This window comes from Enterobacter cloacae complex sp. R_G8 (assembly GCF_024599795.1).
In the GTDB taxonomy this organism is placed as follows: domain Bacteria; phylum Pseudomonadota; class Gammaproteobacteria; order Enterobacterales; family Enterobacteriaceae; genus Enterobacter; species Enterobacter dissolvens.
Genome location: NZ_CP102246.1, coordinates 3,596,545 through 3,614,212, shown reverse-complemented (window position 1 = coordinate 3,614,212; position 17,668 = coordinate 3,596,545). Strand labels below are relative to the sequence as shown.

The 17,668-nt window shown below is 54.8% G+C and carries 17 protein-coding genes; 7 read left to right on the top strand and 10 right to left on the bottom strand.

The features are described 5' to 3' along the window. Positions 1-123 precede the first annotated feature (123 nt). Positions 124-390, bottom strand: coding sequence for a DksA/TraR family C4-type zinc finger protein (locus NQ842_RS17145; RefSeq protein ID WP_257256121.1), 267 nt, complete (start codon positions 388-390; stop codon positions 124-126). A gap of 118 nt (positions 391-508) precedes the next feature. After that, on the bottom strand, positions 509-775 hold the full coding sequence (mcbA, locus tag NQ842_RS17140) for a DUF1471 family periplasmic protein McbA (protein ID WP_046888742.1): 267 nt from the start codon (positions 773-775) through the stop codon (positions 509-511). A gap of 243 nt (positions 776-1,018) precedes the next feature. On the opposite strand from mcbA, the gene rlmF reads away from it, so the two are divergent. Further along, positions 1,019-1,930, top strand: coding sequence for a 23S rRNA (adenine(1618)-N(6))-methyltransferase RlmF (rlmF, locus tag NQ842_RS17135; protein ID WP_257256120.1), 912 nt, complete (start codon positions 1,019-1,021; stop codon positions 1,928-1,930). A gap of 45 nt (positions 1,931-1,975) precedes the next feature. Here rlmF and ybiO read toward each other — a convergent pair whose 3' ends face one another. The 6 genes from ybiO to rhtA all read right to left on the bottom strand — a co-directional run bounded on the left by ybiO (position 1,976) and on the right by rhtA (position 8,586). Beyond that, on the bottom strand, positions 1,976-4,189 hold the full coding sequence (ybiO, locus tag NQ842_RS17130) for a mechanosensitive channel protein (RefSeq protein ID WP_257256119.1): 2,214 nt from the start codon (positions 4,187-4,189) through the stop codon (positions 1,976-1,978). A gap of 129 nt (positions 4,190-4,318) precedes the next feature. Continuing rightward, positions 4,319-5,041: a glutamine ABC transporter ATP-binding protein GlnQ gene (glnQ, locus tag NQ842_RS17125; RefSeq protein WP_014831176.1), complete on the bottom strand. Its 723-nt coding sequence runs from the start codon at positions 5,039-5,041 to the stop codon at positions 4,319-4,321. Further along, a complete protein-coding gene (gene glnP, locus NQ842_RS17120; protein WP_003858462.1) occupies positions 5,038-5,697 on the bottom strand; it encodes a glutamine ABC transporter permease GlnP in 660 nt (219 codons plus the stop codon). The genes glnQ and glnP overlap by 4 nt, the downstream gene beginning before the upstream one ends. A 93-nt stretch (positions 5,698-5,790) precedes the next feature. Beyond that, positions 5,791-6,534 (bottom strand): glutamine ABC transporter substrate-binding protein GlnH, encoded by a 744-nt coding sequence (gene glnH, locus NQ842_RS17115; RefSeq protein WP_014831177.1) that lies wholly within the window; start codon positions 6,532-6,534, stop codon positions 5,791-5,793. 361 nt (positions 6,535-6,895) lie between these two features. Beyond that, positions 6,896-7,399, bottom strand: a complete 504-nt coding sequence (gene dps, locus NQ842_RS17110) for a DNA starvation/stationary phase protection protein Dps (RefSeq protein WP_013097463.1) — start codon at positions 7,397-7,399, stop codon at positions 6,896-6,898. A 299-nt stretch (positions 7,400-7,698) separates the two neighbouring features. Then, a complete protein-coding gene (gene rhtA / locus NQ842_RS17105) occupies positions 7,699-8,586 on the bottom strand; it encodes a threonine/homoserine exporter RhtA (RefSeq protein WP_257256118.1) in 888 nt (295 codons plus the stop codon). 354 nt (positions 8,587-8,940) lie between these two features. Between rhtA and ompX the strand changes: the two genes are divergently transcribed. Then, entirely contained in the window at positions 8,941-9,459 is a 519-nt protein-coding gene (gene ompX, locus NQ842_RS17100) for an outer membrane protein OmpX (protein ID WP_014831179.1), read from the top strand. A gap of 146 nt (positions 9,460-9,605) precedes the next feature. On the opposite strand, the gene NQ842_RS17095 is transcribed toward ompX, so the two are convergent. Then, a complete protein-coding gene (locus tag NQ842_RS17095; protein ID WP_257256117.1) occupies positions 9,606-11,189 on the bottom strand; it encodes a phosphoethanolamine transferase in 1,584 nt (527 codons plus the stop codon). Positions 11,190-11,472: 283 nt separating this feature from the next. Further along, positions 11,473-11,601 (bottom strand): manganase accumulation protein MntS, encoded by a 129-nt coding sequence (gene mntS / locus NQ842_RS17090; RefSeq protein ID WP_014831181.1) that lies wholly within the window; start codon positions 11,599-11,601, stop codon positions 11,473-11,475. 183 nt (positions 11,602-11,784) lie between these two features. Here mntS and mntR point away from each other — a divergent pair, with 183 nt between their 5' ends. The 5 genes from mntR (at position 11,785) to NQ842_RS17065 (ending at position 17,651) form a co-directional block, all read left to right on the top strand. Then, complete coding sequence (gene mntR / locus NQ842_RS17085; RefSeq protein WP_014169260.1) at positions 11,785-12,258, top strand: manganese-binding transcriptional regulator MntR; 474 nt, start codon at positions 11,785-11,787, stop codon at positions 12,256-12,258. After that, a complete protein-coding gene (locus NQ842_RS17080; protein WP_257256116.1) occupies positions 12,255-13,364 on the top strand; it encodes an anion transporter in 1,110 nt (369 codons plus the stop codon). Before mntR ends, NQ842_RS17080 begins: the two co-directional genes overlap by 4 nt. A 101-nt stretch (positions 13,365-13,465) precedes the next feature. Further along, positions 13,466-14,560 (top strand): HlyD family secretion protein, encoded by a 1,095-nt coding sequence (locus NQ842_RS17075; RefSeq protein ID WP_050859849.1) that lies wholly within the window; start codon positions 13,466-13,468, stop codon positions 14,558-14,560. After that, the gene (locus tag NQ842_RS17070; protein ID WP_257256115.1) at positions 14,557-16,128 is read left to right on the top strand and encodes a DHA2 family efflux MFS transporter permease subunit; all 1,572 of its coding nucleotides are present in this window, start codon (positions 14,557-14,559) and stop codon (positions 16,126-16,128) included. Before NQ842_RS17075 ends, NQ842_RS17070 begins: the two co-directional genes overlap by 4 nt. Further along, on the top strand, positions 16,128-17,651 hold the full coding sequence (locus NQ842_RS17065; RefSeq protein WP_257256114.1) for an efflux transporter outer membrane subunit: 1,524 nt from the start codon (positions 16,128-16,130) through the stop codon (positions 17,649-17,651). Before NQ842_RS17070 ends, NQ842_RS17065 begins: the two co-directional genes overlap by 1 nt. Positions 17,652-17,668: the final 17 nt, after the last annotated feature.

The window sequence follows — 17,668 nt, the reverse complement described above, 5'->3', positions numbered from 1 at the left end:
ATTTACATTTCTTGTCGCTGCGGTTTACAGACGTGTGATGAAGGGCACATTTTGCTACGCGCCTGGCAAAAAATCGTGAGCGTAAAGGAAAGCGCTTGCGCGGTTAACTTAGGTAAAGGAAAGTCAACGTAACTGGCTGTCTTTCGATCCTCTGCGATTATATCCCGAATGTGAACTGTTTTTCGAATCTTTATCCTGTTGGCAGTGGATGCATAACCGTACACCGGGTATGGCTTTACGGCGCGCCTCCGGGATCGTTTCTCCGCACTCTTCACATTCCGTCAAACTTTCCCCGCGCGGAATTTCACCGCGAGCGCGGGCAACTGCATCTTCAATGGTACTGTTGATCTGTTCGTTCACGGCGTCGTCATTCGCCCATCCGGAAGCCATGGCCTTGTCCTCACGTGGGGTGTCTCTCTTATAAAGATGGGGTCAAAAAACGAACAGTCAAGAGAAGAGGTGAGAACTGCATCTGTCAGCCAGATGCAGTGATTCTCAGAAGAGGAACTTATTTATAGATGGTTGCTGTGCCATACATATGGTTATCGCCACCGGCGGAATTCACCACGAAACCTTTCGCACCTTCCTGGCGGGCTTTTTCGGCCAGTTTGTTTTGAAGGTCATCAAGGTTACTTGCACGGCTCACCGAGACGGTTCCCGCAGGCCGTAGCTGGCTGGTATCGGTACTTTCGGTCAGGGACTGAACGGCCATGGCAGAAAATGATGCACTGGCCAGTGCGCCAGCAATAACAACAAGGGTCAGGTATTTTTTCATAATCACATCCTCAGGGGGAAACAACAGGTGATTCCCTTTAAGTTTAGAAGCCTGACGAGTGTGATTTAGCGCAAAAATTTGATGATGATCTGCTTATTTTTTGGACGATATAGATTGACAATTCGCTGACAGATCATAGACATAAAGGTCCCTGATTTTTGGCGATTTTTTGCGCGGAGCAGAGAGATATTTACCGTTGCGCCCGCACAGGGTATCTTACGCCGCTGTTTAAAGGAGAATGCCATGACTTCCCACAAGCCGGGATTGCACCCACGAAATCGCCACCGCAGCCGCTACGACATGAATGCGTTATGCCAGAGCTGTCCTCCGCTGCAGGATTACATTGTGCAGACGCCTGCCGGTGAACCTTCGGTCAACTTTGCTGATCCGCAGGCGGTAAAAATGCTGAACAAAGCCCTGCTGGCGCATTCCTACGGTGTCGCGCACTGGGATATTCCGGAAGGCTTTCTCTGCCCACCCGTACCGGGGCGTGCCGATTATCTTCACTATCTTGCCGATCTTCTGGCTGACGATCGTGACGGCCTTATTCCTCAGCAGGCCACTGTTCTGGATATCGGTACCGGGGCGAACCTGATTTATCCGTTGATCGGCGTACATGAATATCACTGGCGCTTTACCGGAAGTGAAATTGGTGCGGAGGCGTTTGCCAGCGCGCAGGCGATCATTAACGCCAATCCAGGCTTAAGCCGGTCGATTCGCTTACGTCGTCAGAAAGAGGTAACGTCGATCTTCAACGGCATTATTCACAAAAACGAAAGCTATGACGCGACGATGTGTAATCCGCCGTTCCATGATTCGGCCGCCGCCGCCCGTGCAGGCAGTGAGCGTAAGCGCCGTAATCTGGGTCAGGCTGAAGACGCCGCGCTGAACTTTGGCGGCCAGCAGCAGGAGCTGTGGTGCGAAGGGGGCGAGGTGGCGTTCATTCTGCGCATGATCGCGGAAAGCAAACAGTGTGCCCGCCAGGTAAAATGGTTCACGACGCTGGTTTCCCGCGGCGATAACCTGCCGCCGCTTTACCGCGCGTTGACCGAAGCTGGCGCCGTGAAGGTGGTGAAAAAAGAGATGGCGCAAGGCCAGAAACAGAGCCGCTTTATCGCCTGGTCGTTTATGGACGATAACAAACGTCGCAAATAGCACGCCGTTGTAGTCCGGGTAAGGCGAAGCCGCCACCCGGCTCGGTTACAGCGTCGGCTCCTGCGGCGGGAGCGGCGAGGCGGGTGGCGGCAATACCTGATATGTCTGCACCGGCATGCGCACATCCGCGAGATCAAAGTGTTTTTTCACCATGCTGTCGAGGGCAAAGCGCACCGTCCACTGTTTAAGCGGCTGGGTGGTGAAGGACACGCGGAGGGTAAACGCCGTGTTGGTCAGCCCGACAATACCGGCAAACGATGGCTCGCCAATTACCAGCCCGCGTATATCCTCCATGGCCATCATCTCATCGACTGCATCCCGTAGCGCCTGTTTGGCTTTATCAGCATCTTCATGACGATCGACATCGTAATTCGCCACCACCGAGCCAATACCCCGGACGAAGTTGGCGAAGGTGGTAATCGATGACCACGGAATAATGTGGTACGCCCCGGTGTCCTGGCGCACACCGACGGATCGAATCGACATTCGTTCAACCGTGCCGGTGAGTGGCCCAATCGTCACCAGATCCCCGGTGTTCATGCCATTTTCAAACTGAATAAAGATACCGGTGATAATGTCCTTCACCAGCGTCTGCGAGCCGAAGGAGATAGCCAGACCCAGTGCCCCCGCCCCCGCCAGCAGCGGCGCGATATTCACGCCGATTTCCGAGAGCACAATCATAATCGTGATGGTGCTGATGATGACCGCCAGCGCGTTGCGGAACAGAGTCAGCAACGTGCGGGCGCGCGCGCTCGGCAGCGGCCTGCCGTGAATGTCAGAGACCAGGCGGTTCTCAATCAGACTGGCCAGCAGCGTCCAGCCCACGGCAGAGAAGAACAGGATCAGCGCGATACGGATCAAAATATCGACGGTCTTTTCCCCTGCGCCGTTGTGCAGCCAGTTCCAGAAATCGAACAGCCCCCAGGCATTGAGCAGCAGCATAATCGCCACACAGACGGTCAGAATACGCGCCACCTTCAGCGAGACCGAGAGCCAGCCGTTCACCCGTTTTTGCAGCTCCGGGTAACTGCGCTGTACCTGTGGCGACAGGGTAATGGTTTTGGATATCCAGCGGGAGAGCAGGCCGGAGACAAAAGCTGCCACGCCAATAATGGCCAGGCTCTTAAATGTTGCCCCCATCATAAACTTCAGGCTATTACCGGGATCGAACAGCGAGAAGAAGCACAGCACAATGAAATAGGCGCTGGCCAGCCAGTGCCACACCAGGGCAAAAGCGCGAATAAAGAGGCTAAAGAACGAGAGGGAACGATTGGCCAGGTGCAGCAGGCTCTCCGTAATGGTCTTCTTGTTATGGAAGATAAGGTACAGCGCCCAGACGGTAATGCAGATCATAATCAGCACGTTTGCCAGAGCACCAAACTGGACGTTCACCTGGTTGGAGATGATCGGCACGGCAACCAGCAGACCATAGCCAATCAACCCGCTGAGTACGCTCAGACGCAGTGCCCAGTATCTGGCGCTGGCATCCTGTATGGAGAAAGGACGAAGTGCCGGTACGTGCGGGCAAAATATCAGTCGCAGCAGGGCCTTAAAGAACTCAATGACCGCAAAAGCATTCAGGAAAAGTGCCTGCTGGAAGGCGATGGTTTTGTTGCCGGTATTCAGTTTGTCAGCCAGCACTTGTCCTGTGAACAGCGTCAGCGCCAGCAGCAGTAAATCGATGATAAACGCGGCGGCTATCATCAGCGGCAGGTGTAACCAGCTGCTTTTCTGCTGATTCTTCTTGCGACCCCATTGTCCCATCTTCCGGTACAGCGGCCACGCGCACAGGCGCACCAGCCAGTAAAAAATGAATACCGCCGCCGCCAGAATTAAAAACTGCGTGGCGGCAGTGGTAAACGTCTGGGGGTTAAAGGGCTTATGTGGAGAGCCAATCAGGTTGCGATAGAGCTGGGCAAAGCGCGAGGAGAGGGCATCAGCATAGTGGCGGCTAACGTCGGTCACGTTTTCCAGCACCGTTTTTTGCTCCTCTACCTGCGGCGGGGTGATGGTCGGAACGGGCTCCTGCGGCGGCGTGGCGGCCACTTTTCGCAGTTGATCGATGAGCTCCTGCCGGGAGGTGTCGTTTTCCAGCACATCGGCCAGGGCGCTGTAGGCGGCTTTTTTCTGTTCGACATCGGGCTCTGGTGGTGGCGTACTCTCCTTCGTCGCGGTGGTTCCGGTGGTGACGCCGGGGATCGCGACGGCGAATGATGGCGCACTAAACAGACTAAACAACAACAGCAGGATCCACGGCACGGCGTCCTCCGGTGAAAATGTCGAACAAAATGATAAGTATAGAAGTCGGGGCGCGTAGAGGGATTTTTGGGAACAATCTGGCGTAAAAAAGCCGGGCATGCCCGGCTCTGTGTAGCGGATGAACGACGATCAGGAGACGTGCTGCAGGAACTCCTGCAAACGCTGGCTTGGCGGGTTCGCAATCAATTCCTGCGGGTTACCGTCTTCCGCTATACGGCCTTTATCGATGAAGATAAGGCGGGATGCCACTTTCTCGGCAAAGCCGATTTCGTGGGTCACGATAACCATCGTCATCCCTTCTTCTGCCAGATCCTGCATGACTTTCAGCACCTCGTGGCGCAGCTCCGGGTCGAGCGCGGAAGTCGGCTCATCAAACAGCATCATCTTCGGTTTCACCGCCAGCGCGCGGGCAATTGCCACTCGCTGCTGTTGTCCACCGGAGAGCTCAGAAGGGTAGTGGTGGGCACGTTCTGCGAGGCCGACTTTCGCCAGCAGATCTTTGGCCAGTGCTTCCGCTGCCGCTTTGTTGGCACCGCGCACGCGCAATGGGCCAAACATCACGTTTTCCAGCGCCGTCAGGTGCGGGAACAGGTAGAACTGCTGGAACACCATGCCTGCTTCCTGGCGAATCAGCCGGTCGTCCACTTTCGGGTCGTTCACCTTCAGGCCATCGACGATCAGATCGCCGCTGGTGATCTCTTCCAGCTTGTTGATGCAGCGCAGCAGGGTTGATTTACCGGAACCGGATGGGCCGATAATGACGACCACTTCACCTTGTTTGATGCTCAGATCGATATTGTGCAGCACCTGGGTTGGGCCAAAGTGCTTGGATACGTTTTTAAATTCAATCACAGGATTTTCATCCTTCTTTCAAGACGACGCAGAACGAAGCTCAGAACCAGAGTGATAATCAGGTAGACCACGGCTACCGCACTCCAGATTTCCAGCGCACGGAAGTTGCCAGCAATGATCTCCTGGCCCTGGCGGGTCAGTTCAGCAACGCCGATAACGATGAACAGTGACGTGTCTTTGATACTGATGATCCACTGGTTGCCCAGCGGCGGCAGCATGCGGCGCAGTGCCAGAGGCAGAATCACGTGACGGATGGTTTCGCGACGCGAAAGGCCTAACGCCAGACCCGCTTCACTGAAGCCTTTATGAATCGACAGCACCGCACCGCGCGTAATTTCCGCGATGTAGGCACCGGAGTTGATCATAATGGTCACGACGGCGGCGCTGAACGGGTCAATGCGCAGGTCGGTGAAGGCCATTGGCAGGGCGAAGTAGATGAACATGACCTGCACCACAATCGGGGTGCCGCGGATCACTTCGATGAATACCAGTGCGATGTGGTTTGCAATCCAGCCACCGTAGGTGCGGGCGAAACCGGCGACAAGACCGATAATCAACCCGCCAACCAGACCGAGGACCGAAATCCACAGGGTCATTTTAGCGCCTTCAAGCAAGAGAGGAATGGCAGGCCAGATGGCGCTCCAGTCAAACTGCATGATGTATTCCTGTATACCGTGGTGAAAAACGAAAAACGTAGGCCCGGTAAGCGTGAGCGCCACCGGGCGTTACAAACCTGAATTCAGGTAAAATTATTTAGGCTCGGTACCGAACCATTTTTTGTAGATTTCGTTGTACGTGCCGTTCTCTTTCAGGGTTTTCAGCGCGCCGTTAACTTTCGTACGCAGGTCGTCGCTGCCTTTCGGGAAGGCAATACCGTACTGCTGTGCTTCCAGAGAATCACCGACTGCTTTGAACTTGCCGTTGCCCGCGGTTTTGATGAAGTACAGGATGTTCGGGGTATCGTGCAGAACGGCGTCAGCACGGTTGGTGCCGAGTTCCATATAGGCGTTATCGATATTCGGGAACTGGCGCAGATCTTTCGTTTTGATATTCGCTTTCGCGTAATCTACGGAGCCAGTGCCGCTCTTCACCGCCACCACTTTACCGTCGAGATCTTTCACGCTTTTTACATCGTTATTGTCAGCTTTCACCATCACCAGCAGGCCGCTTTTGTAGTAGCCGTCAGAGAAGTCGATCGCTTTTTTACGCTCTTCAGTAATGGTGATGCCTGCCAGTGCCAGGTCAACGTTTTTGGTTTGCAGTGCCGGGATAATACCGCTGAAGTCCATTGGCTTCAGGGTGTAATCCAGTTTGAGTTCTTTTGCGATAGCGGCCCACAGATCCACATCAAAACCAACGTATTTATCACCCTGTTTGAATTCAAACGGAACGAACGCCGTGTCGGTTGCCACAACCAGTTTGTCGGCGGCCTGAGAAGAGACCGCAAAAGCCAGGGTAAGTGCAGCCAGTGAAACTTTTAATACAGACTTCATAGCATTTCCTTTTATATCCACGGGGCGATCCCCTGCGAGAACGACTGGCACAATGAAAAAATCGTGCCAACTTTACAAGCTGTTGTTTTGCAAAGGGGAGGATGTCATGCATTGCACAATAAACGTGGCAATGATGTCTGATTGCACCAAGATGAAGCACCGTTTTGGTGCGTGTCGTTTGGCTCAACTGACGGGGAGATATTTAGCGCAAATAATGACGAAAAAACAATCTTCCATTAACGGTTGTGTGAGGTGATTATTACATTTTCTTCACTTTTGCAGCGTCTCAGGGGAAAAGTGTGCACCACAAATGTGCAAAACCCTCACCGGAGGCGAGGGTTTGATAGAAAATTCGTATGGATTATTCGATGTTAGATTCGATAAACCACAGGAACTGATCGAGGTCGCGAGATGCGGCGGTAAAGATGTCCGCAGTATCTTCGTCTTTTGCCTGGCTAATCGCTTTACGCACGTCGTTAGCCACAATCGCATAACGGTCTGCCAGCTCTTTCAGGTGATCCTGAACGGTGTGAATATCCAGCGGATAGCTTTTGAGTGGCGTTTTGCTGTTAATCACCTGCGTGGTACCCAGCGCGACACCGCCTAACTGCACGGCGCGTTCGGCCATGGTATCAAGGTGGGTGACCAGTGCTGTGCGGAAGCCATCCAGCATTTCATGAACGGCAATAAAGTTTGCACCGCGCATATTCCAGTGGGCCTGTTTGGTGATCAGCGAAAGATCGATGAACTGGATCACCTGGCGATTGAGCAACTCAATCGTTGCTTTTTTGTCGCTGTCCGATACATCGTTACGGGTATAAAGCAGATTAGACGCTTTCGTTTTCACCAGTTTAGCGGTACTCATAATCTCATATCCTCTTGATGTTTATGTCCCAGGTAATTACGGAACTAAGTATAGCACCGGATTTTTTCCCTGCGGTTTGGCTGTGCCTATTGGTTTAATAGCAAGAAGAAGGTTGAATTATTAACCCACTGAAATTTCTAACGTATTTTAAAATTGACACAGATCAATCTTAATTGTTTATATCGTATCGCAGGCAAGAGAAATATGGCTTTTCGATGACGAAGAATGTAAGAAATTATAAAAATCTAAGAACTGGCCTTTATTCTGCATGGCAGTGAAGCCATGCAGAATATACGGCATTAGCTGATGTCGATTTTCTCAACTTTTGACTCGGGGCGCATGGTGAGCGTTGACCCCATAGACGCTGCAATGATTGAGCACAGCGCCAGCGTCTGGGTAAACGTGAGGGTTTCACCGAGGAATACCATACCGGAGATGGCGGCCAGTGCGGGTTCCATGCTCATCAGCGTGCCGAAAATGCGCGTCGGCAGCCGCGTCAGGGCAATCATCTCCAGCGAATAGGGCAGGGCGGTGGAGAGGATGGCGACAGCAAGCCCAATCGGCATCACTGACCATTGCCAGATGGATTCCGTGGCCTGAGCCATTCCGAGTGGCACAAAGATGATGGCGGCAATTAACGAGCCCAGCGCGACAGTTGCCGGACCGTGCTCTTCTCCGGCGCGCTGGCCCGTGAGGATATAGACCGCCCAGCAGGCTCCTGCGCCCAGAGCCAGCGCGGCCCCCTTCAGGTCAATTTCAGAGACGCTCTGACCCAGCGGTAACAAGAACCATAACCCAAGCACCGCTAAGATTACCCAGATAAAATCGACAGGCCGTCGGGACGCGAAAAGCGCCACGGCCAGCGGGCCGGTAAATTCCAGTGCGACGGCAATACCCAGAGGAATGGTCTGGATAGAGAGATAGAACATATAGTTCATGGCGCCCAGCGCCAGTCCGTAGAAAAGCAGCGGGAGTCGCTGCTCTTTTTTAACCCGCAACCGCCAGGGTTTAAAGATGACCACCAGGATCAGGGTCCCTAACGCGATACGCAGGGCAGTGACGCCCGGTGCGCCCACCAGCGGAAAGAGTGATTTCGCGAGCGACGCTCCGCTCTGTATGGACAACATCGCGATCAGAATTACAGCAACCGGCATCCAGACCGACGACCTGCGGGATAACCCTGGCATCCTTTCTCCTGTCAATTTTTGTCAAATAGGGTAAAAGCCGCAGTGTAATGGAAATATGGCGTCACGGTTGAGCTACTGTTGAAAAAAAACCAGGGAAAATCCGTAAAATGGATTAGCGTTGCTGGTTTTATCGCCTGTCAGATTAGGAATAATCTGGATGAATGTAGAGGCATTGACGCGCAGTATGGGTGTTTTGCAACAGAAATTCTCTGTGATTTGAATAAGATAACTGATGCTGGAAACGTTCTGTTACAGGAAAGGTTTCATTAGACATCACGAATCTCAAAGAGTTTCGCAAATTTTTTTGATATATTTAAAACTTACGGATTTACTTGAAGCACATTTGAGGTGGTTATGAAAAAAATTGCATGTCTTTCAGCACTGGCCGCTGTACTGGCTGTTTCCGCAGGTACCGCTGTAGCTGCTACTTCCACTGTGACCGGTGGTTACGCTCAGAGCGATATGCAGGGCGTAATGAACAAAGCTAACGGTTTCAACCTGAAGTATCGTTACGAGCAGGATAACAACCCACTGGGCGTGATCGGTTCTTTCACCTACACCGAGAAAGATCGTTCTGAAAACGGCGCATACAACAAAGGCCAGTACTACGGCATCACCGCTGGTCCAGCATACCGTCTGAACGACTGGGCAAGCATCTACGGTGTTGTAGGTGTTGGCTACGGTAAATTCCAGCAGACCGAAAACCAGGGTCTGAACCGCACTGCAAGCAACAGCGACTACGGCTTCTCCTATGGCGCGGGTCTGCAGTTCAACCCAATCGAAGACGTTGCTCTGGACTTCTCCTATGAGCAGAGCCGTATCCGCAATGTTGACGTTGGCACCTGGATCGCGGGCGTAGGTTACCGCTTCTAATCACTTCGGTGAGCCAGTAAAAAATCCGCCCATGTGGCGGATTTTTTTTGCAAGGTAAAAGCAAAACGGCAACCATGGGTTGCCGTTTTTAATGTTTTTTCCCTTTCCCGTGGGTGAGGGCATCAGACCGCACAAGACCGCACAGCTTACTTACTCTTAATATCGAAAATATCCGTCCCCAGATGGTTATAGTCAACTTTCTGTAACTTGAAGTTGGTAACGTACACTGGGGGCGCTTTCTTGTTTGAGATAAACGGGTAAGTATTTTTTATCTGCTCTGCAGAAATCCCTGTCCACTGCGAGAAGAACGTCAGGAAATCATTCGCCGAACGACGCGCTTTGATAATACGATGCTTCTTGTCATCACTCGACAGCACCATAAACGGCACCTGGAAGTTCTGCTGGAACTGGTCGTCGTGCGCCAGATACTGCACCTCTTTACCGCGCTCTTTGAACGCCAGCCCATGATCCGAGAAATAGACCAGTGAGAAACTGTCGCCTGTATTGCGGAGCTGATCGTACAGCTTGCTGAGCAGCTCATCGGTTTGCGTCATGGTGTAGAGATAGCAAGAGGTCTCTTTGGATTGCACAAACTCTGCGTATTTCCCCTGGGTACGGTCGCAGGCCTGCGGGTGGGAACCCATCAGGTGCAGGACGATCAGCTGAGGCTGCGTACGCTGCGTGGCAAAGACCTGGGCCGTCATCTTGAGCAATGCTTCGTCTTTGGTATTTTTATCGGCTTCAAAATCACCGCTTTTCAGGAACTGCACTTCGTCAGCACGCTTAGCGATACTGGCAATGGCGGTATCGTATTCGCCAATTTGCCCCTGATTGGAAAACCACCACGTCTGAAAACCGGCACGGTTTGCCAGCGTGACAAAGTTATCCTGATATTGCGGTTTCCCGTCGACAACGCGGTTCAGCGTCAGGCCGAGTGATTTCTGCGTCGAGCCGCTGGCCGCAATATAATCGGTAAACAGGGTACCGTTGACGGAGCTGGCGAACGGCGTGTTATCCCAGTGTCCGCCGAACGCGCCCATCGCGTCGCGGCGTGCACTTTCACCGATGACAACCACATAGGTATGGTACTTCGGCTTCACCGCCAGCACGTTCCAGGTGTCTTTCATATTGGAGAGCTCAGCCATGCGCGCCTGCTCGTCGAGAACTTCCTGGTTATTGACGACAACGTCTTTTACGAAGCGGAACACCGGATAGCCGGTATCCTTCAGCTTGAACACGCCGCCCCAGGCCAGGTTTTGCACGGGGGTGACAAAGAAGGTCACCACGCTGAATGCCAGGCACAGCGTCTCCATTTTTCCCCACGCTTTTTTCTCTTCTGGTTTTCGGCGCACTGCGATTACGCCAAGCGCAAAAATAAAGAGCCCTACCACGTAGCTGTACCACGGGAAGATCGTCAGGATCTCGGTCGACTCTTCCATATTGGTCGAGTGCAGCGCCAGCAGCGTATTAAAGTTTGGCGAACCATAGGCCTGACCAAACGGGAAATAGAGGGCGGCAATCAGGGAGCAGATACCGATTAACGTTTTTTGCGCGCGCGGCGCGGTACGCCACAGCAGATGCAAAATGCAGGTGAACGCAACGGCATAAAGCAGGCTGAAGGGATAACCCAGCGCAAAGTTAATCAGTAATGATTGTAAAAAGTAGAATCCCGTCCACGGACTTAAGGCCCGACTGCGGGTAACAACGGTGTCTATCAGGGTTAAATTCATAGGTCACTATCATGCATAAAAACGCCATGTGCTCACCCTGGCGTCAAGGGTCATAACCTGCCTGACAGTGCGTGGAGAGGGAATGAGGGTCCGCTTCAGCGAGCCGCAAATTGTGCAGGGCTGCAAGAAGATAGTGCGAGCGCTAAATAATATCAACAGTTGCTAAGCAGATGTTTTGCGAAGGGGATTGCAAATCCGTAAAAAAAATCAGGAATAGGGCGGCTTACGGCCAGTATACAGCGGGAATATGACGGAAAAATGAAGCGGCGTACCGCAACGCCGCTTAGTGGGAAGGTTTGTCGTCCTGATGCGGTTTGTTGTTAAACATATCGCACAGCATGTTCAACAGCATTAAGCGCACTTTAAAAGGAGAGTGAGTAAACACGGTCATACACCTCTTGAATTCGTTCATAAGACCTCCTGAGTTTTGATCCCTTCGATCCGTGAAGGGTGACTGCATTACATACAGATATAGCACAGGCTATATTGTATAGCTATGGCTATTTCGTTAATTTTTTGTGCTTGTAGAGCTATGGTTTACAATGTGCGCTCTCGATACCGGGCGCTGGAAGCGTCACCCCACTGAGGAAGTACAATGAACCGTCGCGCAGGTAAGCCAACAATCAGAAAAACGACGCAACTGGTGAATGTGGAAGAGCATGTCGAAGGTTTTCGTCAGGTACGTGAAGCCCACCGACGTGAACTGATTGATGATTATGTTGAGCTGATTTCCGACTTGATCCGCGAGGTTGGCGAAGCACGCCAGGTTGATATGGCGGCCAGGCTGGGGGTTTCGCAGCCAACCGTGGCGAAGATGTTAAAACGTCTGGCGTCCGTCGGCTTAATTGAAATGATCCCCTGGCGCGGCGTTTTTTTGACGCCGGAAGGGGAGAAACTGGCGCAGGAGAGTCGCGAGCGCCATCAGCTCGTGGAAAACTTTTTGCTGGTGCTGGGCGTAAGCCCGGAGATTGCCCGCCGGGATGCGGAAGGTATGGAACACCACGTCAGCGAAGAGACGCTGGTGAAGTTTCGCGAATTTACGCTTAAATATGGTCCCTCCGCTGAATGAAAATCCCTGGACTGCAGGCCCTCACGCGCGATCGCTTCTTTCATCTCTTATTGATTATTGGCGCAGGACTTAGCCTTTTTGTGCCGTTTGCGCCCAAGATCTGGCCTGCGGCGATTGACTGGCGCACCATCATTACCCTGAGCGGATTAATGATGCTCACCAAAGGGGTGGAGCTGAGCGGCTACTTTGACGTGCTGGGGCGCAAAATGGTGCGCCGGTTTGCCACCGAACGCAGGTTGTCGCTGTTTATGGTGTTCTCCGCCGCAGTGCTGTCGACCTTTCTGACCAACGATGTGGCGCTGTTTATCATCGTGCCACTGACGCTCACCCTGCGTAAGCTTTGCGAGATCCCGGTGAGTCGGCTGATTATCTTTGAAGCGCTGGCCGTTAACGCGGGCTCGCTGTTAACCCCTATCGGCAACCCGCAAAACATTCTCCTCTGGGGACGTTCAGGATTATCGTTCGCCGCCTTTACCTGGCAGATGGCGCCGCTGGCGCTGGTGATGATGGCGTCGCTACTGGTGGTCTGCTGGTTTGCCTTCCCGGATAAAAAACTGCAATACCACAGCGGCACAACCGGCCCGCAGTGGCAGCCTCGTCTGGTCTGGAGCTGCCTGGGGCTGTATATCGTCTTCCTGTTTGCGCTGGAGCTGAAGTATGAACTGGCGGGCGTGCTGCTCGTGGCGGCTGGTTTTGTCGTGCTGGCGCGACGCGTGCTGGTGAGCGTGGACTGGACGCTGCTGCTGGTCTTTATGGTGATGTTCATCGACGTGCATCTGCTTATCCAGCTCCCGGTGCTGCAAAACGTACTGCACAGCGTCAGCGGTCTGTCGCAGCCCGGATTGTGGCTGACAGCGATTGGCCTGTCGCAGTTCATCAGCAACGTGCCTTCTACCATTTTACTGCTCAACTATGTTCCGCCGGACACGCTGCTGGCCTGGGCGGTTAACATCGGTGGGTTTGGTCTGCTGCCCGGCTCACTGGCCAACCTGATTGCCCTGCGGATGGCGAACGATCGCCGCATCTGGTGGCGCTTCCATCTCTGGTCGATCCCCATGCTGCTCTGGGCTGCGGCGATCGGTTTCGGATTATTCCTTCTCATATAGTGCGCAATTTGTCAGTTTTTCCTGGCAAACGTATAGCAACGTCCTAGCTTTAGTGAACGGCATAGTGTGATGCCGCTCACTGACAGGACCGTTGCTGAACTATGGCTGAAGATCAAAATCCACCTGCTGACGAGCAGGACAAAAACAATAATGAGCGTAAGCGACCGGGCAAAAAACCGTTAATTATCCTCGGCATTGTCGTGGTGGTGATGGTCGTTGTGGCGCTGATCTGGTGGTTTTTAACCCGTAACGAAGAGACAACTGACGACGCCTTTACCGACGGCGATGTGGTGACGATTGCCCCTAAAACGGCGGGGTATGTCACGGCGCTGCACGTGCGTGATAACCAGCGCGTGAAAAAGGGCGATCTGCTGGTGGTTATCGATCCGCGTGATACCACCGCCCAGCGCGATCAGGCTCAGGCCCAGCTTGGCCTGGCTATTGCGCAGCTGCATCAGGCCCAGGCACAGCTGGCGCTCTCGAAAGTGCAGTACCCTGCCCAGCGCGACGAAGCCAAAGCGCAGGTGCTGAAAGCGCAGGCAGACCTCGCCAACGCGCAGGCGGAGTATCGCCGCCAGCGCGGGGTCGATCCGCGTGCCACTACCCAACAAAGCATTGATTCCGCCAACGCCCAGTTGCGAAGCGCACAGGCCGCTCTGGCAAGTGCGCAGGCCCAGCTGGAAGTGGCGGAGCAGGTACAGCTGCAGATCCGCCAGCAGGAGACCAACGTCGAAGCGCGTGAGCGCCAGGTCGATCAGGCTAAAGCGCAGCTGGAAACCGCTAACCTCAACCTCTCTTACACCGAAGTTCGCGCCCCGTTCGACGGGTTTGTCACTAAGCGTAACGTGCAGCCCGGTACGCTGGTGCAGGCGGGCACGGCGCTGTTCTCGCTGGTCTCACCCAACGTCTGGGTGGTGGCCAACTTTAAAGAGTCTCAGCTTGAGCGCATGAAGCCTGGCGATAAGGTGGACGTCTCCGTCGATGCCTGGCCAGATATGGCGCTTGAAGGCCATGTCGACAGTATCCAGCAGGGCAGCGGCTCGCGTTTCTCGGCGTTCCCGTCGGAAAACGCCACCGGCAACTTTGTTAAAATTGTCCAGCGCGTGCCGGTGAAAATCGTGATTGATAAAGGGCTGGATCCGAACAAACCGCTGCCGCTGGGGCTGTCGGTAGAGCCGAAGGTCACGGTGGAATGACGGATCACAGCCACGACAACTGGAAGCCCGCCAGCAATCCGTGGGCGGTGGCGATTGTCGTCACGCTGGCGGTGTTTATGGAGATCCTCGACACCACCATCGTCAACGTGGCGCTGCCGCACGTGGCGGGCTCGCTCTCGTCCAGCTATGACGAGTCCACCTGGGTATTAACCAGCTACCTGGTGGCTAACGGCATCGTCCTGCCCATCTCGGCGTTTTTGAGCCGGGTGTTTGGCCGCAAGCAGTTCTTCCTGATTTGCATCGTGATGTTCACCGTCTGCTCGTTCCTGTGCGGGATTGCCACCGAGCTGTGGCAAATCATCTTGTTCCGTGTGATGCAGGGTTTTTTTGGCGGCGGCCTGCAGCCCACGCAGCAGTCGGTACTGCTCGACTACTTTAAACCGGAAGACAGGGGCAAAGCGTTTGGCCTTTCCTCCATTGCGATTATCGTTGCGCCGGTGCTTGGCCCGACGCTGGGGGGCTGGATCACCGACAACTACTCCTGGCGCTGGGTGTTCTTTATCAACATCCCGGTGGGGATTGTGACGGTGCTGGCGATCTACCAGCTGCTGGAAGATCCACCCTGGGAGAGCAAATCAGAAGAGAAGCTGACGATCGACTGGACGGGGATCGGCCTGATCGCGCTTGGCCTCGGCTGTCTGCAGGTGATGCTCGACCGGGGCGAGGATGATGACTGGTTCTACTCGAACTTTATTCGCACCTTTGCGGTGTTAACACTGGTCGGCATCATTGGCGCCATTTACTGGCTGATGTATGCCAAAAAACCGGTTGTCGATCTGCACTGCATGAAGGACCGCAACTTTACTATCTCCAGCCTGCTGATGGCAGGAATGGCGATGATCCTCTACGGCAGTTCGGTGGTGATCCCGCAGCTGGCGCAGCAGGATCTGGGCTATACCGCCACCTGGTCCGGGCTGGTGCTGTCGCCCGGCGCAGTGTTGATCGTGTTAACCATCCCGCTGGTCCTGAAGCTGATGCCGGTGGTGCAGACGCGCTGGATCATCGCCTTTGGCTTTACCTGTCTGGCGGTGTCGTTCTTCTGGTCGCGCACGCTCACCCCGGATATCGACTTCGAAACGCTGGTGCTGTTCCGCAGCGCCCAGTCGATTGGCCTGGGGTTCCTGTTTGTCCCGCTGACCACCATTGCGTTTATTTCTATCCCGAGGCGGCTGAACGCGGATGCCGCGGCGCTGTTCACCATGTTCCGTAACGTTGCGGGCTCGATTGGCATATCGCTCTCGACGGCGGCCATTACCGAACGCGCGCAGGCCCACAGCGCGCACCTTGCGTACCACGCCTCGCCGTTTAACGAGCAGTTCCAGCAGGCGATCCGCGAAAGCGCGCAGGCGATCCAGAACTTTACCACTCAGGTCGGTGACCCGACCGGCATCGCCACCGGCCGCATGTACCAGACCATGATTGAGCAGTCGCGCTTCCTGGCCTATATCGACGTGTTCACCATTCTGAGTGTGGTGGCGCTGGTCCTGATTCCGTTTTGTTTGTTGCTCTCGCCGGTTAAGAGCGAGGGGAGTGCAGGAGCACATTGATGATACACAGACGTTTACACCCCCTGATGATAATGATGCTGCTGGCAGGCTGCGCCGTGGGGCCGGATTACCAGCCGCCTGCACCGCCTGCCGTCACGCACTGGAACGATAAAGGCGACAGCACGGTGAAATCACACACCACATCCGCTACGACTAACCCGCGCTGGTGGAAAACGTTCGGCTCGCCGCAGCTCGACAGCCTGATTGAACGCGCCATCGCCGGGAATTTGTCCCTGCAGCAAACGGTGCTGCGCATCGCTGGCGCGCGCGAACAGATTAACCAGGCGGGCGGGGCGTTTTATCCGTCGGTCAACGGTAATCTGCAGGCGACGCGCCAGCAGCTCGGCCTGGAAGGTGAGCTGAAGTCTCACGGGGTCTACGACCAGCTTGATAACGTCGATCCGGAACTCAGGGGGGCGTTAGGGCCGCTGACGCAGCCGATCAACCTCTACCAGGGCAGCTTCGACGCCCAGTGGGAAATTGATCTCTGGGGCAAAGTTCGTCGTCAGGTTGAAGCTGCTGAAGCGCAGCAGAAAGCCGCTATTGAGCAGCGTAACGACGCACTTGTCTCCCTTGAAGCCGAAGTGGCGCGCGCCTGGCTCCAGCTGCGCGGGGCGCAGAGCATTATTGCCACGCTGAACACCCAGATTAAAAGCGCGCAGCAAACGCTGGATCTGACCGAAAGTCGCCAGCGGGGTGGGCTGTCTCCGCAGATGGACGTAGAAAATGCGCGGGCGCAGTTGGGCAACCTTGAAGCACAACTGCCGCAATATCAGGCGCAGGAGCGGCAGGCGATGAACGGCCTGGCGATCCTGCTCGGCAAGCCGCCGGGGGCGCTGGATGCGGAACTACAAAGCGTGCAGCCGATGCCCGCGCTGCCGGATATCGTGCAAACGGGTATTCCATCCACGCTGGCGCGACGTCGTCCGGACGTGCGAGAAGCGGAAGCGAATCTCCATGCCGCCACCGCGCAAATTGGCGTGTCGGTGGCCGAGCTGTTCCCGAGCTTTACCCTTTCCGGGCAGTTTGGCCTGCGCAACAGCGAATCCAACTGGCTCACCGACTGGAGCAGCCACTTCTACAGTTTTGGTCCACAGGTTTCGATTCCTATCTTCCAGGGCGGACGGCTGGTCTCCAGCGTGAAAGTGGCGCGCGCGCAACAGGGGGCGGCAGTGCTGGACTATCGCCAGACAGTACTGACCGCGCTGGGGGATGTGGAGAATGCGCTGGTAAGTTACCGCACCGATCAGCAGCGTGAAGCGGGTCTCGCGAAGACCATCGATGCGCTGCAAAACGCCTTTGATCTGGCCAGCGACAGCTATAGGCAGGGGATTGCCAGCTTTATCGACGTACTCGACGCCCAGCGACAGCTGGCGCAGGCCGAGCAGCAGCGTGCCCAGGCGCAGGTGCAGAGCGCGCTTGATCTGGTGGCGCTCTATAAGGCGCTTGGCGGCGGCTGGGAGCCATATCAGCAGGTGCAGTTACCGGATTACGCCGTCTTTGGCGAGGCCCCGCGCGGATAAAATTCAGAGGATTGGGC

What these genes read in the sequence shown, in the direction of transcription:
- NQ842_RS17145 (WP_257256121.1), bottom strand. Translation starts at nt 390, where the DNA reads ATGGCTTCCGGATGGGCGAATGACGACGCCGTGAACGAACAGATCAAC.
- mcbA (WP_046888742.1), bottom strand. Translation starts at nt 775, where the DNA reads ATGAAAAAATACCTGACCCTTGTTGTTATTGCTGGCGCACTGGCCAGT.
- rlmF (WP_257256120.1), top strand. Translation starts at nt 1,019, where the DNA reads ATGACTTCCCACAAGCCGGGATTGCACCCACGAAATCGCCACCGCAGC.
- glnP (WP_003858462.1), bottom strand. Translation starts at nt 5,697, where the DNA reads ATGCAGTTTGACTGGAGCGCCATCTGGCCTGCCATTCCTCTCTTGCTT.
- glnH (WP_014831177.1), bottom strand. Translation starts at nt 6,534, where the DNA reads ATGAAGTCTGTATTAAAAGTTTCACTGGCTGCACTTACCCTGGCTTTT.
- dps (WP_013097463.1), bottom strand. Translation starts at nt 7,399, where the DNA reads ATGAGTACCGCTAAACTGGTGAAAACGAAAGCGTCTAATCTGCTTTAT.
- rhtA (WP_257256118.1), bottom strand. Translation starts at nt 8,586, where the DNA reads ATGCCAGGGTTATCCCGCAGGTCGTCGGTCTGGATGCCGGTTGCTGTA.
- ompX (WP_014831179.1), top strand. Translation starts at nt 8,941, where the DNA reads ATGAAAAAAATTGCATGTCTTTCAGCACTGGCCGCTGTACTGGCTGTT.
- NQ842_RS17095 (WP_257256117.1), bottom strand. Translation starts at nt 11,189, where the DNA reads ATGAATTTAACCCTGATAGACACCGTTGTTACCCGCAGTCGGGCCTTA.
- mntS (WP_014831181.1), bottom strand. Translation starts at nt 11,601, where the DNA reads ATGAACGAATTCAAGAGGTGTATGACCGTGTTTACTCACTCTCCTTTT.
- mntR (WP_014169260.1), top strand. Translation starts at nt 11,785, where the DNA reads ATGAACCGTCGCGCAGGTAAGCCAACAATCAGAAAAACGACGCAACTG.
- NQ842_RS17080 (WP_257256116.1), top strand. Translation starts at nt 12,255, where the DNA reads ATGAAAATCCCTGGACTGCAGGCCCTCACGCGCGATCGCTTCTTTCAT.
- NQ842_RS17075 (WP_050859849.1), top strand. Translation starts at nt 13,466, where the DNA reads ATGGCTGAAGATCAAAATCCACCTGCTGACGAGCAGGACAAAAACAAT.
- NQ842_RS17070 (WP_257256115.1), top strand. Translation starts at nt 14,557, where the DNA reads ATGACGGATCACAGCCACGACAACTGGAAGCCCGCCAGCAATCCGTGG.
- NQ842_RS17065 (WP_257256114.1), top strand. Translation starts at nt 16,128, where the DNA reads ATGATACACAGACGTTTACACCCCCTGATGATAATGATGCTGCTGGCA.